17 protein-coding genes are annotated in these 12445 nt (G+C 70.6%); 11 read left to right on the top strand and 6 right to left on the bottom strand.

Translation table 11 applies throughout. The annotated features are described in order from the left end of the window. Positions 1-6: 6 nt before the first annotated feature. The gene (locus tag DFJ67_RS30375) at positions 7-600 is read left to right on the top strand and encodes a GIY-YIG nuclease family protein (RefSeq protein WP_116071357.1); all 594 of its coding nucleotides are present in this window, start codon (positions 7-9) and stop codon (positions 598-600) included. Here DFJ67_RS30375 and DFJ67_RS30370 read toward each other — a convergent pair. After that, positions 576-1511, bottom strand: coding sequence for a helix-turn-helix domain-containing protein (locus DFJ67_RS30370; RefSeq protein WP_116071355.1), 936 nt, complete (start codon positions 1509-1511; stop codon positions 576-578). The genes DFJ67_RS30375 and DFJ67_RS30370 overlap by 25 nt on opposite strands. 70 nt (positions 1512-1581) lie before the next feature. Between DFJ67_RS30370 and DFJ67_RS30365 the strand changes: the two genes are divergently transcribed. Continuing rightward, positions 1582-2619 (top strand): saccharopine dehydrogenase NADP-binding domain-containing protein, encoded by a 1038-nt coding sequence (locus DFJ67_RS30365; RefSeq protein WP_116076818.1) that lies wholly within the window; start codon positions 1582-1584, stop codon positions 2617-2619. On the opposite strand, the gene DFJ67_RS30360 is transcribed toward DFJ67_RS30365, so the two are convergent. Further along, a complete protein-coding gene (locus DFJ67_RS30360; RefSeq protein ID WP_170216055.1) occupies positions 2596-2811 on the bottom strand; it encodes a hypothetical protein in 216 nt (71 codons plus the stop codon). The two genes, DFJ67_RS30365 and DFJ67_RS30360, sit on opposite strands and share 24 nt — an antisense overlap. Positions 2812-2901: 90 nt before the next feature. On the opposite strand from DFJ67_RS30360, the gene DFJ67_RS30355 reads away from it, so the two are divergent. The 8 genes from DFJ67_RS30355 to DFJ67_RS30325 all read left to right on the top strand — a co-directional run bounded on the left by DFJ67_RS30355 (position 2902) and on the right by DFJ67_RS30325 (position 8068). Beyond that, on the top strand, positions 2902-3216 hold the full coding sequence (locus DFJ67_RS30355; RefSeq protein ID WP_116071351.1) for a hypothetical protein: 315 nt from the start codon (positions 2902-2904) through the stop codon (positions 3214-3216). A gap of 69 nt (positions 3217-3285) precedes the next feature. Beyond that, positions 3286-4620, top strand: a complete 1335-nt coding sequence (locus DFJ67_RS30350) for a phytase (protein WP_116071349.1) — start codon at positions 3286-3288, stop codon at positions 4618-4620. A 43-nt stretch (positions 4621-4663) separates the two neighbouring features. Then, a complete protein-coding gene (locus DFJ67_RS30345) occupies positions 4664-5230 on the top strand; it encodes a TetR/AcrR family transcriptional regulator (RefSeq protein WP_116071347.1) in 567 nt (188 codons plus the stop codon). Further along, positions 5220-5867 (top strand): maleylpyruvate isomerase family mycothiol-dependent enzyme, encoded by a 648-nt coding sequence (locus DFJ67_RS30340; RefSeq protein WP_116071345.1) that lies wholly within the window; start codon positions 5220-5222, stop codon positions 5865-5867. The genes DFJ67_RS30345 and DFJ67_RS30340 overlap by 11 nt, the downstream gene beginning before the upstream one ends. A gap of 19 nt (positions 5868-5886) precedes the next feature. Then, positions 5887-6249, top strand: coding sequence for a cupin domain-containing protein (locus tag DFJ67_RS30335; RefSeq protein ID WP_116076816.1), 363 nt, complete (start codon positions 5887-5889; stop codon positions 6247-6249). A gap of 32 nt (positions 6250-6281) precedes the next feature. Continuing rightward, complete coding sequence (locus tag DFJ67_RS30330; RefSeq protein WP_116071343.1) at positions 6282-6623, top strand: SMI1/KNR4 family protein; 342 nt, start codon at positions 6282-6284, stop codon at positions 6621-6623. Beyond that, positions 6562-6870 (top strand): hypothetical protein, encoded by a 309-nt coding sequence (locus DFJ67_RS42380; protein WP_147315663.1) that lies wholly within the window; start codon positions 6562-6564, stop codon positions 6868-6870. Before DFJ67_RS30330 ends, DFJ67_RS42380 begins: the two co-directional genes overlap by 62 nt. Positions 6871-6880: 10 nt before the next feature. After that, positions 6881-8068 (top strand): low temperature requirement protein A, encoded by a 1188-nt coding sequence (locus DFJ67_RS30325; RefSeq protein ID WP_116071341.1) that lies wholly within the window; start codon positions 6881-6883, stop codon positions 8066-8068. 5 nt (positions 8069-8073) lie between these two features. On the opposite strand, the gene DFJ67_RS30320 is transcribed toward DFJ67_RS30325, so the two are convergent. The 3 genes from DFJ67_RS30320 to DFJ67_RS30310 form a co-directional block, all read right to left on the bottom strand. Beyond that, on the bottom strand, positions 8074-8748 hold the full coding sequence (locus DFJ67_RS30320) for a class F sortase (RefSeq protein WP_116071339.1): 675 nt from the start codon (positions 8746-8748) through the stop codon (positions 8074-8076). Then, positions 8732-9157 (bottom strand): hypothetical protein, encoded by a 426-nt coding sequence (locus DFJ67_RS30315; protein ID WP_116071337.1) that lies wholly within the window; start codon positions 9155-9157, stop codon positions 8732-8734. The genes DFJ67_RS30320 and DFJ67_RS30315 overlap by 17 nt, the downstream gene beginning before the upstream one ends. Positions 9158-9325: 168 nt before the next feature. Continuing rightward, positions 9326-9949, bottom strand: a complete 624-nt coding sequence (locus tag DFJ67_RS30310; protein ID WP_116071335.1) for a DNA-3-methyladenine glycosylase family protein — start codon at positions 9947-9949, stop codon at positions 9326-9328. 152 nt (positions 9950-10101) lie between these two features. Between DFJ67_RS30310 and DFJ67_RS30305 the strand changes: the two genes are divergently transcribed. Further along, the gene (locus tag DFJ67_RS30305) at positions 10102-11904 is read left to right on the top strand and encodes an Hsp70 family protein (RefSeq protein WP_170216054.1); all 1803 of its coding nucleotides are present in this window, start codon (positions 10102-10104) and stop codon (positions 11902-11904) included. 13 nt (positions 11905-11917) lie between these two features. Here DFJ67_RS30305 and DFJ67_RS30300 read toward each other — a convergent pair whose 3' ends face one another. Beyond that, positions 11918-12439: a hypothetical protein gene (locus tag DFJ67_RS30300; protein WP_116071331.1), complete on the bottom strand. Its 522-nt coding sequence runs from the start codon at positions 12437-12439 to the stop codon at positions 11918-11920. Positions 12440-12445: the final 6 nt, after the last annotated feature.

Below are 12445 nucleotides of genomic sequence, written 5' to 3'. Positions count from 1 at the left end.
GCCCCGATGAATATTTCCGAAATGCGACCCGACGACGTCCGCACCGACGAGGCTCTGCGCCTGCTGTCCGGCCGGCCGTTCAGCCTCGACATCGCGGTCAAGGGACTCAGCCGGGGCAGCGGCGTCTATGCCTGGTGGGCCGGTCCGTCGATCTTTCCCGAGCTGCCCGGGCCGCCGAACGCGAGCGTCCCGTCGCTACGGCTGATCTACCTCGGCCGGGCGGGCAGCCTGCGGGGCCGGATCCTGCGCAACCATCTGCGGCGCTCGGGCAGTTCGACGCTGCGCCGCACCCTGGTCGGGCTGCTCGATTCCGAGGGCTACGAGACGACCTGGACCGACCGTGTCGTCCTGATCCCCGAGGACGAGACCCGGCTGACCGCCTGGATGCACGCGAACCTGCGCCTGACCTGGGCCGAAGACCCGGAGCCGGAGACCATCGAGGCCGAGCTCGTGCGGCGCCTGCACCCGCCGCTCAACGTGCACGGCGTCGACCCGCAAGACGTCCAGCCGGCCGTGGTGGCCGCGAAGAACGCGTACAACATCAGCAGCGGCCCGCCCGAGCCACAAGATCAAGATCAGCTCCGGAAGGTACGCCGGTAGGCGTCCGGCGGCACCCCGACGGTGCGGTTGAACTGCCGGCGCAGCGTCGTGGCGGTTCCCATGCCCGCCGCCTCGGCGATGAGGTCGATGCTCTTGTCGGTGTTCTCGAGCAGTTCCTGGGCCCGCCGGATGCGCTGCGTCGACAGCCATTGCAGCGGGGTGGTGCCGGTCGCCGACCTGAAGTGGCGGGCGAGGTTGCGTGAGCTCATGTTCGCCTGGCGGGCCAGGTCTTCCACGGTCAGCGGACGGTCCAGCCGCTCCATCGCCCACGGCAGCAGGTTGCCCAGCGGATGATCGTCGCGCGCGGGCACCGGGGTGGTGACGAACTGGGCCTGCCCGCCGGCCCGGTGCGGCGGCACGACCAGGCGACGCGCGACGGCGTTGGCGACCGTCGATCCGTGGTCGCGCCGGATCAGGTGCAGGCACAGATCGATCGCGGCGGCTTTGCCGGCCGAGGCAAGCACGTTGCCGTTGTCGACGTAGAGCACGTCCGGGTCGACCCGCACCCGTGGATAGCGCGCGGCCAGCGCCTCGGTGTGTGCCCAGTGCGTGGTCGCGCGCAGCCCGTCGAGCACCCCGGCGGCGGCCAGCACGAACGCACCCGTGCACAGGGACACCATCCGAGCGCCGGCCGCGTGGGCGGCCCGGACGGCGTCGATCAGCTCGGCCGGCAGCTCCGTGTCGATGTCTTCCACGGCTGGGATGATCACGGTGTCGGCGCGAACCAGCCGGTCCAGCCCGTCGTCGGGATCCATCCGGAACCTGCCGATCCCGACCGGCCCCGGACCGCAGACCACGAGGTCATACCACGGGTCCGCCAGCCCGGTGGGATCACGGACGAAGACCTCACAGGCCATGCCGAGCTCGAAATGCAGCATGCCTTCGGTGGCGGCGAGCGCGATCGTGGTCATGTCCGAAACTGTACGGGCCATGGCGTTCCAGACACTGGCCCGGGCCGGCGGCCACCGTGAGGATCTCTTCATGGATCACGTTGTGGCAGTTTTCGGCGCGTACGGGCACACCGGCCGGTTCGTGGTGGCGGAGTTGCGCGCCCGCGGCTTCGTACCGCTTCTCCTGGGCCGCGACCCGGGCAAGCTCGAGGCCCTGGCGGCGTCGCACGATTACCGGGTCGCGTCGGTCGACGATCCGGCCTCGCTCGACCAGGCGCTGAAGGGAGCCGCCGCGATCATCAACTGCGCCGGCCCCTTCGCCGCGACCGCGGGCCCGGTGATCGAGGCGGCGCTCCGGGCCAGGATCCCCTACGTCGATGTGGCCGCCGAGATCGAAGCCAACCTCGACACTTTCACCCACTTCGCCGGCCGTGCCGAGACCGCCATCGTTCCCGCGATGGCCTTCTTCGGCGGCCTCGGCGACCTGCTGGTCACGACGGCGATGGGCGACTGGACGGCGGCCGACGAGGCGCACATCGCCTACGGACTGAGCAGTTGGCACCCCACGGCCGGAACCCTCGCCGCCGGCACCGTCTCCCGCGACCGCCGCGATGGCCGACGGGTCCGCTTCACCGGCGGGCGGCTGGACTACTACGCCGGCGAACGCGGGCTGCGTACCCTCGAATGGGATTTCCCCGCTCCGCTGGGTCGCCGCACCGTCTTCGACGAGTTCACGATGGCCGACGTGGTCACGATCCCCAGCCACCTGCCGATCCCCGAGGTGCGCACCTGTATGACCACGGTCGCGGCCAACGACCTGGGCGCTCCGGACACGCCGGCACCGGTCGCGGTCGACGAGCGGGGCCGGTCGGCGCAGACGTTCACCGTCGACGTCGTCGTGCGCTCGGGCTTCACCCAACGCCGCATCACCGCCAGCGGTCAGGACATCTACGCCATCAGCGCCCCACTGGCCGTCGAAGCGATCCACCGCATCCTCACCGGCCGGACCAGAACAACCGGCGTCGCCTCGGCCGGCGAGATCTTCGACGCACCCGACTTCCTGCGCGCGCTGTCCGCACACCTCTCCCTCGGACCACGCGCCGAGTCACGCCTCCCAGAGTTCGCCTGAGCGGAGCCGCGTGGCCCACTCCCGGATCTGTTCGTCCGGGTCGTCGACACAACCGTTGACCGCTGCGGTCACCCGCTCACGGGTGACCGCGGGGATCTCCTCCACCAACGCGTAGAACGCGTAGTAACGAGTGTCGGCCTCGTCGTCTCCGAGCAACCAACTGGTCGGTCGGCAGTCTCGCCAACTCCGCAAGAAGCCGCCTCAATCGCATGACGCCATTGTCGGCGAAGCCGGTCGCTTCCGGCTTGCTGTGACCGGACCAGGGTGGCAAAGATAACGATCGTGACCCAACCGCTGTCCGAAGAAGACCTGGCCGGCATCGAGCATCGACTGCACCAGGTGCTCACCGTGGCGCCGCCACCATGGTCGTGCGGGCTCGAAACCCGGGCCGGGACCGGGGGTGAGAGCTTCGTCCAGTTTCTCGGCGATCCCGATGTCGACAACGAAATGTATTTCACCGTCCTGCTCGGCTCGGAGCGCCTGACGTCACCGGATCCACGGCTCGACCTCGTCGTCGATTTCGTCGGCAACGCCGTGGCCGACATGCAACGGCTCATCGCCGAGGTCCGGCGTTCGCGTGGAGGCACCGAGCGATAGACGGAAGTGGCGACGGGCGTTCGCCGGGCGGACACCTGACCGACAGGTAAGGGCGGCACCCTGGCGCGGGTGACGCATCGATCGCGCGCAGCAGCCGCCCTCGTCGCGGTGCTCGCCACCACCCTCGCCGCCAGCCCCGCGCACGCCGGCCGTCCGTCCGGGCCCGCCGTCGTGACGACCGACAACGAGACGCCCGTGCTCTACGACGACGAGCAGGGTGGCAACGCGTCCGGTGACGACCCGGCGATCTGGGTGCACCCGGGCGACTCGCGGCGGTCCATTGTGGTCGTCACCGCCAAGGAAGGCGGCCTGCGGGTCTACGATCTCGCCTCGCGCGAGCTACAGGCGCTGCCGGCGACGGCCGCGCCCCGGCCCGACGCGGCGTTGGGTCGCTACAACAACGTCGACATGGCCTACGGTGTCAAGCTCGGTCGTCAGACAGTCGACGTCGCCGTCGTGTCCGACCGCTACAACGACCAGCTCCGGTTCTTCCGCATCGACCCGGCGGGCGCGGCCGCGCGTACCCCATTGGTCGAGGTCACCGCACCCAACCAGAGGTTCCTGTTCAATCCTGATCGCGCGGCGGTCGACGAGGGGCATTCCGCATACGGCCTCGCCGTCTGGCAACCGAAGCGGGGCGAGACCTACGCGGTGATCACGCAGGAGGGCGCGACCACGGTCGCGACCGCGCGGATCGTCGAGGTCGGTGGCAAGCTCGGCTACACCGGCGTCCGGACGATCACCATGCCGCGCAGCTTCCCGCTGCCGGACGGCACCACCTGGACGCCGTGCGACGAGCCCGGCGCCCTGCCGCAGCTCGAAGGCGTCGCGGTCGACCAGGCCTCCGGCGCGCTCTACGCCGCGCAGGAAGACGTCGGCGTCTGGCGGATCCAGCTCCCGCTCACCGGGCGGGTCGCGCCGCGGCTGGTCGACCGGGTGCGCGACTTCGGCATCCACGACGCCTACGACCCCGAGACCGAGGAGTGCGCGCCGATCGACCCCAGCGACACGGGCTTTGGCGGCACTCACCTCACCGCCGACGCCGAGGGGGTCGACGTCTACTACGGACACGGCGGGCGCGGCTACGTCATCGTCTCGAGCCAGGGCGACGACACTTACACGGTGTACGACCGGGAAGGCCGCAACCGCCCGCTCGGCACCTTCCGGGTCCGTGGCGTGCGCGGGGTCGACGACGTCAACGGCTCCGACGGGCTCGCGGTGACCAACCGCCCGGTCGGCGACTACCGCGAGGGCCTGCTGGTGACCCACGACGAGCCGGAGACCGGCCCGGGCGTCGACGAGTCGCGCGACGCGACCAACTTCTCCTACGTCTCGTTCGGCGCGATCGCCCGGGCGCTGAACCTGCGGATCGACACCTCGGCCGGCAACGACCCGCGGTTCTAACTACACTTGTAGTCGATCACACTACGGATGTAGTCTCGGCGGCATGGGCCGCCGCGAAGACGTTCTCGACGCCGCGATCACCCTGCTCGGCACGGACGGGGTGCGCGCGGTGACCCACCGCGCGGTCGACGCCGAGGCCGGCCTGCCCGCCGGCGCCACCTCCAACCTGTTCCGCACCCGCGACGCGCTCCTCGACGGGGTGGTGGAGCGGTTCGCCGCCCGCGAGAAGGCCAACTGGGACGACCTCGCCGCCCGGACCACGCCCACCACTCCGGCCGAGCTGACCGCCGTGCTCGCCACGGTCGCCCGCGACGCCGTCGGTCCACACCGGACGCTGACACTGGCCCGCTACGTGATCCTCGTCGAGGCCGCACACCATCCGGCCCTGCGCGCGGCGCTGCTGGCCGCCGGCAGCCGGGTCGACGCCTGGTTCACGATGTGGCTGCGGGTCGCCGGGTCGGCCGACCCCGAGCGCGACGCGCCCATCCTGATGAACGCCTATTCCGGGCTGATCCTGCACGAGCTGGCCAACCCGGATCCGGCCTTCGACCCCGCCGGGCGGCTGACCCCGCTCGTCGAGGCGCTGATGGGAGGCACCGATGCACCGTGACGAGCTGTGGCGCGTCATCGACGACCAGCGCCGCACCCTGACCGACCAACTCGCGGAGCTGACCGACGACGAGTGGCGGCAACCGTCGCTCTGTGCCGGATGGACGGTGCGCGACGTCACCGCCCACCTCACCCTCCAGCACGTCGGCGCCGGCGAAGCGTTGCGCGGCCTGGCCCGCTACCGCTTCGACGTCTTCCGGGCCACCCGCGAGGCGGCGTGCGCCAAGGCCGCGATGCCCACGGAAGAGCTGATCGCCGAGATCCGCGGCCACATCGGCTCGCGCCGGCATGTGCCGTTCGTGACCGCCAACGAGGCGCTCATCGACGTGCTGGTGCACGGCCAGGACATCATGGCGCCGCTCGGCCGCCGCCACGACGTCCCGCCGCACGCGGCCGCGGCCGCCGCCGCCCGGATCTGGTCGCGCCCCTTCCTCTTCCCCGCGATGAAAGAGCTGCGGGGGTACGCATTCGTCAGCACCGACGCCAACTTCCGCGCCGGCGACGGCCCCGTGATCGAGGGCCCGATCCTCGCGATCCTGCTGCTTCTGACCGGCCGCCGCGCACTGCTGGGGCAGCTGTCCGGCCCTGGTGCGGCCGCGCTGAGCCAACCGACCACCCCGGGCGCGGCTCCGGCGTAACGTCGGAGTGGAGGCCGTCATGGAATCGTTGGAACGCAAGACATTCAACACACCCGATGAGACCCGAACGTTCCAGGGCAAGGGCTTCGCCGAGATGGTGACGCTCTCGGGGCACCCCATCGGCCGGGTGACGTTCGAGCCGGGCTGGCGGTGGACCACCAACGTCCAACCGATCGCCGGCACGCCCACCTGCCAGACCGCCCACCTGGGCTACGTCCTGTCTGGACGGATGCGGGTCATGATGGACGACGGACCGACGATGGAACTCGGCCCGGGCGACGTGTTCGCCGTCCAGCCAGGCCACGACGCCGAGGTCCTCGGCGACGAGGCCTGCGTGACCCTCGACTTCGGCGAGCTCGCCGACTACGCCCGCCGCCGCTGACCGACCCAGCCGGCGCCCTATGCTTGCGCGCCGTGAGCTTCGACATCGTCGCGGGATTGCGCGACCTCGACACCTGCGAAGACGTCTGGGACTTCCATTACGGCTTCGCCGCCGGGTGGGCCGAGCCGATCAGAGAGTCCAACGACGTCAGCGACGCCGAACTCGACGCGGCCGAAGAGGAACTCGGGGTGCGGCTTCCCGACGTGGTCCGGCAGGGCTACCAACTCATCGGCCGCCATCCCGACCTGACCAGCCGCAACGGCGACCTCTACGAACTCGAGGACCTGGAGTACTACCCCGCCGACGGAATGCTTGCCTTCCGCTGCACCCACCAGGCCACCGCCGAGTTCATGGTGCGCCTGCGACCGTGGTGACGACCCGGCCGTCTACATCGATCCCCACTTCGACGAGCCCTACGTCGACCGGTTCTCGATCAGCCTGGTCGAGATGGTGCTGTGGGAGAGCGTCGCAGCAGGTGACCGCAGCGACTGCCGCTACATCACCGACTACGACGGCGACCTCCTGGCCGGCCTCATGCCGGTGGCGTCGCTGCTCCCGGCCATGACCTGGAACAAAGAGTTCCGGATCGCGCACCCGGGCGGGTGGGACCGGCTTCGGTAAGGTCCCGGCCATGGCGATCCAGGCGCGGGTCCGACCCGTCACCGAAGAGCATCGGGCGACCCCGTTCGAGTTGTTCTTCGACCTCGTCTACGTCTTCGCGGTCACCCAGATCACCGGCTACATGGCGCACGAGCACACCGCGACCGGAGTCCTGCAAGGGCTCTTGACGCTGGCGTTGCTGTGGGGCACCTGGTCCGGCTACACGTGGCTGGGCAACCATTCACGGGCCGACGAAGGGATTCTGCGCACCGGCATGGTTGTCGCGATGGTGGCGATGTTCGTGGTCGCGCTGGCCATCCCCGAGGCCTGGCACGACGCGCCCGGCGGGCTCGACGGCCCACTCGTTCTGGTCTGCGCCTACCTGCTGGTCCGCGGCGTGCACCTCGCGGTCTACACCGTGGCCGCCGCCGGTGACGCACCACTGCGGCATCAGATCGCGATCAGCTGGCTGCCGATAACGGTGGCGGCCGCGTTGCTGGTCTCCGGCGCGTTGCTGGGCGGCGCGGCGCAACTCGCGCTCTTCGGCATCGCCGTGCTGGTCGACTGGGTCGGCATCTACCTGACCGCCCGGCGCGGGGAGTGGCGGCTGCACAGCCCGGCACACCTGACCGAGCGACACGGCCTGTTCATCATCCTGGCCATCGGCGAGTCGGTCGTCGCCATCGGTGTCGGCGCCGCCGATCAGCCGGTCAGCGTGTCATTGCTGGTCGCGGCCGTGCTCGGGGTCGCGACGGCGATCTGCCTGTGGTGGCTCTACTTCGACGTGGTGTCGCTCGCGGCTGAGCGGCGGCTCGACCAGGAGCCGGGCCGGGCCCGGGTCGACCTGGCCATCGAGGCCTACACCTACGGCCACTTCCCCATCGTCGCCGGCATCGTGCTCGCCGCGCTCGGTGTCGAGGGCGTGTTGGCGCACGCCGGCGAGAGCGAGCCGCTGGGCCTGTTCTCCGCGCTCGCGCTCTTCGGCGGCCTGGCGCTCTACCTCGCCGGGCATCTGGTGTTCGAGCACCGGATGCACCGCACGCGCAGCCTTCCGCGGCTGCTGACCGCCTGCGCGCTCCTGCTCGTCGCGCCGGCCGCCGCCGTCCTCCCACCGCTCGCCGGGCTGGCCGGCCTGGTGGTCATCCTTATCGGACTGATCGTGGTGGAGACCGGCCAGCACGCGGAGATCCGCCAGCGCCTCCGCGGCGCTCTGTCCTGAGTGGATCAGATGCCGGTCGCGAAGACGACGACGTTGTCGACGTAGCTGTGTGCCTTCTCGTCGAACTTGCCGCCACAGGTCACCAGCCGTAGGCCCGGTCTGCTGTTCGGTCCGTACACCAGATCGGTCGGGAAGGTCTTCTTCGGGTAGGCCTTGACGCCGTCGACCCGGAACTGGGCGTTGGTGCCGTCTTTGCGTTTGATCGTGATGACGTCCTTCTTGCGCAGCGAACCGAGCTTGAAGAACACGGTCGGCCCGAGTTCGGCCGTCGAGACGTGCCCGACGATGACCGCGTTGCCGATCTCGCCCGGCGACGGCCCCAGTGAATACCAGCCGGCGAGGGTCGCCTTGTTCAGCGGCGGCACCTGCAACGTCTTGTCGGCGTTGACACCAAGATTCATGATTTTCGCGCGTACGCCGATCGGGCTGATCGTGATGTCCGTGGGTGCCGACCGTGGCAGGTGTTTGGGCACGACGGCGCTCGGCGCCGAGGTGGGTTCGGGATCGGGTGCGGCCTCGACGGCCGGCTGCGGCGGTGGCGGTGTTTCCTTGACCGAGGCGCGCACCAGGCCCACCCCGCTCATCGCGGTGACGGCGACGAGAGCGACGCCGGCGGCGCGCCACGGAGTTCCGTGGCGGCCGCCAGCTTGCCCCGCCGAAACCCTAGGCCAGAGAGCCATCGGTCCGGCGACGGCGCATGAGAACGATCCCACCGAGGGCAGCCGCGCCCAGCAGGGTGCCGCCCGCAGTCGCCAGCGTGCCGTCGACGCTCGAACCCGCGTCACCACCGTCGACCCAACCCTTGGGCGCCTCGCACTCGCCGTCGGGTGCCGCCTTGGCGGCCTCCGGCTTGGCCAGTTCGGGCTTCTCGCCCTTCTCGTCCTTCTTGTCCTCACTCCAGGGGGCGCCGTCCTTCTTGGCGTCCTCTCCCCAACTGGGCGCACAGTGCGAGGCGCCCTTGTCGTCCTGTGCGTGCGACCAGTCACCGCTGGGGGCACCGTCTGCCAGTGCGACGCCCGGCGCGATGAACAGCATCGCGCCGCCCAACGCGGCGCCAGCGATGACCTTGCCCAGGAACTTCTTCGACATGACTCGTGTCCCTTTCCTTGCCCCGAAGCACTCCCCGCTCGACGGAGGTCGAGCCATGACCGAGATTAAACCCATTTGGGCGTTCTGTTCCGATTGATCGGAATGCTTCATTAAAGGGGGCTTTACGGACAGAACCGTGCTACGTGCCCGCTTTGGGACGGGTGGGGCCTATGGGGCGCGGTCCAGGAAAACCGCCTCCTGGCAGTAGCGGGCGACCACCGACCGGTAGGGCCGGAACGGCTCACCGAGCGGGTCGAGTTCCCTGGCCGTCGGCGCCGGGTCGACGTCCCACGCGAGCGCGTAGCCCTCCCGGACGTCGAGGTCGCCGACCGGCCAGACATCGAGCCGGCGCAGGCAGTGCATCAGATACATCTCCGCGCTCCAGCGGCCGATGCCACGCACCTGGGTCAGCCGGCGCACGACCTCTTCGTCGCTCAGCCGCGTCGATGGGTTGACGTCGACGGTGCCGTTTAGGACCTTGGCCGACAGGTCGCGCAGCGAGGCCACCTTGTTGCGGGACAGCCCGGCCGTTCGAAGGTCGTCGTCGGACGCCGCGGCGATGCCCTGCGCCGTGAACGATCCGCCGACCGTCGCGGCCGTGCGGCCGATGATGGCCTGCGCCGCGGCCGCGGAGATCTGCTGCGAGATGATCGAGCGGACCAGCATGCCGAACGGTCCGTCCGGAAACCGCGGCAGATAGCGGATCGGGCCTACCTTGGCCACGAGATCGGCAAATGCCCGGTCTCGAGCGGCGACCTCGTCGGTCGCGCCAGCCAGCGAAATCCGTGCCACCGGCTCACCCCCAGGGAAAGTCACTGCGGCGGCGAACCCGACAACCCTAGCCGGCCTGGCCTGCGATCGGCCAGCCAGCCGGCCGCCCGGGTCGCCTGTTCCACAAGGGAGCGATGAGGGTCGAACCCGCCCACAGAGATACGGTTAGGTCCATGCGATCGGGGGACGTCGTTCTGGGCGTCGATTTCGGCACGTCCAACACCGCCGCCAGCCTGGTTTTCGCCGACGGGCGCACCCGCTCCGTGCTGTTCGACGGGTCGCCGCTGCTCCCGTCGGCGGTCTGCGTCGACGGCAGCACCCTGCTGGTCGGGCGCGATGCCATCCAGGCCGCCACCTTCCACCCGGCCGGCGCGGAGTTCCATCCCAAGCAGCGGATCGACGACGGCACGGTGTTGCTGTCGGGGACGGAATACCCGGTCGCCGACCTGATCGTGGCCGTGCTGCGCCGGGTCGTCGACGAGGCGACCCGGTCGGCCGGGACGCCACCGACCAGGATGGTGCTCGGCTGCCCGGCCGCCTGGGGCGCGCATCGCCGGGAGACGTTGCTGGCGGCGGCGACCACCGTCATGGCGTCGTGTGAGCTGGTCGCCGAGCCCGTCGCCGCCGCGGCCTCGTTCGTCACAGTGGCCCCGCTCGCCGTCGGGTCGTGTGCCCTCGTCTACGACCTCGGCGCCGGCACGTTCGACGCCTCCGTCGTGCGCCGCACCGCCGACGGGTTCAGCGTGCTGGCCGAGGAAGGCATCGTCAACGCGGGCGGCCTCGACCTCGACGCGACGATCGTGGCCCACTTGGGTGCGACCTACGGCTCCCGCGATCCCGATGCCTGGCAGCGGCTGACCTCACCGGCGACCGACGCCGACCGGCGGGCCAGCCGGCAACTCTGGGACGCGGTGCGCAACGCCAAGGAGACGCTGTCGCGCCGTACCGCGACGAAGATCGAGGTGCCGCTTCTCGAAGACGACGCGCCACTGGGCCGCGAGCAACTCGACAGCCTCGCCCGGCCGCTGCTCGACCGCACCGTCGCCGCCAGCCGGGCGGCCCTCGCCACGGCCCGGATCCCGGCGGCCGACCTGGCCGGCGTCTACCTGGTGGGCGGCGCGAGCCGCTACCCCCTCGTGGCCACTCTGCTGCACCAGGCGTTCGGCGTCACCCCGACCACGGTCGAGCAGCCCGAACTCGCGGTGGCCGAGGGTGCTGCCGGGCCCGGCGCGAGCGACGGCACACCACCGACCCGGGTGTTGCCGGCCGGTGCCGCGCCGCGCGGTCGACGGTTCTCCCGCCGGGCCGCGGTGCTGGCCGCCGGCGTCGCGACCATCACCATCGCGGGCGCGGTGGCCCTGGCGCTGCGGCCGGACAACCCCGACAACCCAGCCGATCCGCGGTCGCTCGTGGGTTCGACGACACCGTCGACCACCACGCCCTCGGCGAGCGCGACGCCGACACCGACGCCAAGTCCGAAGGCATACAACCCCCTCATCGACCAATGCCTGATCGGCGCATGGCAGGCCACCCTATGGGAGGGTCCGGCGACGATCGGCGGCGTCGACGTCACGGTCAACCTGGTCGGCACCAAGCTGATGCGCCACTACGACGGCAAGGGCACGGTGTGGGAAGACCTGCGCGATGGCGTGGTGCGGCAGGGGAAGAAGGGCGGCCGCACCTACCAGCAGGTCTTCAACGGGTTCACCGTCTGGGGCTATCGCTCCCAGGGCGATCCCGCGTTCCCGCAGACCGGCACGTCAAGAGGGCGCGCCTTCTTCCAGAACGCCAGGACGAAGGGCCGTATCGTCACCAAGGTCGACGGAAGTGTGCGCAACAACGTGGCGTTCGCGGCCACGACCTCACCGGAGGAATACTTCTGCACCACCACCGTCCTGACCGTGCAGGACGACGACGGCTCGCGGCGCGAATACAAGCGGGTCTCCCCCACCCCGGCGCCGCGGCCCAAACTGTGACCAGGCGGAGCCGCTATTCGGGCGAATAGTCGACCATGTCGAACTCGCCGTCGAGCAGCCACTGGTCGACCGTCCAGGTGCGGCCTTCCCGCACGAGCAGGAAGAGATAGTCGGCGCTGTCTCCGTCGGCCAGCCGCAGCCGGACACCCACCTTGGCCACGTTGCGCACGTCGCTGCCGCGGTTGAGATTGCGGGTGATCTGGAGGCGGACTATGTCGAGGCCCGCCAGGCCCACGGAGAAATCACCGGGCAGCAGCCGCGCCGCGGATCCATGGTAGATCCGTCGGTGCGCGGCCTCGTGGTCGCCGCTGGTGGCGGCGGCCAGGAACTCGGTCAGCAGCGCCCGGATCTCGTGGACGGTCGCACCCGCGGCCGCGCGGGCCGCGAACCAGGCGACGACGAACGCGCCGGCGACGACAGCGATCGCCCACCACCACGAGCCGAACCAACCGGCGATCCCGCCGACCACACCGGCCAGGCACCCGGCCAGGGCGAAAGAAAGGGCCAGGCCCGCGACGACCCGCCTGCCTGACACCGCACG

Source organism: Asanoa ferruginea (assembly GCF_003387075.1).
Classification (GTDB): Bacteria; Actinomycetota; Actinomycetes; order Mycobacteriales; family Micromonosporaceae; genus Asanoa; species Asanoa ferruginea.
This window is presented reverse-complemented; position numbering and strand designations above follow the sequence as displayed.

Bases quoted from the DNA above. Each gene is read 5' to 3' on its own strand.
- DFJ67_RS30375 (WP_116071357.1), top strand. From the start codon at position 7: ATGAATATTTCCGAAATGCGACCCGACGACGTCCGCACCGACGAGGCT.
- DFJ67_RS30370 (WP_116071355.1), bottom strand. From the start codon at position 1,511: ATGACCACGATCGCGCTCGCCGCCACCGAAGGCATGCTGCATTTCGAG.
- DFJ67_RS30365 (WP_116076818.1), top strand. From the start codon at position 1,582: ATGGATCACGTTGTGGCAGTTTTCGGCGCGTACGGGCACACCGGCCGG.
- DFJ67_RS30345 (WP_116071347.1), top strand. From the start codon at position 4,664: ATGGGCCGCCGCGAAGACGTTCTCGACGCCGCGATCACCCTGCTCGGC.
- DFJ67_RS30340 (WP_116071345.1), top strand. From the start codon at position 5,220: ATGCACCGTGACGAGCTGTGGCGCGTCATCGACGACCAGCGCCGCACC.
- DFJ67_RS30335 (WP_116076816.1), top strand. From the start codon at position 5,887: ATGGAATCGTTGGAACGCAAGACATTCAACACACCCGATGAGACCCGA.
- DFJ67_RS30325 (WP_116071341.1), top strand. From the start codon at position 6,881: ATGGCGATCCAGGCGCGGGTCCGACCCGTCACCGAAGAGCATCGGGCG.
- DFJ67_RS30320 (WP_116071339.1), bottom strand. From the start codon at position 8,748: ATGGCTCTCTGGCCTAGGGTTTCGGCGGGGCAAGCTGGCGGCCGCCAC.
- DFJ67_RS30315 (WP_116071337.1), bottom strand. From the start codon at position 9,157: ATGTCGAAGAAGTTCCTGGGCAAGGTCATCGCTGGCGCCGCGTTGGGC.
- DFJ67_RS30305 (WP_170216054.1), top strand. From the start codon at position 10,102: ATGCGATCGGGGGACGTCGTTCTGGGCGTCGATTTCGGCACGTCCAAC.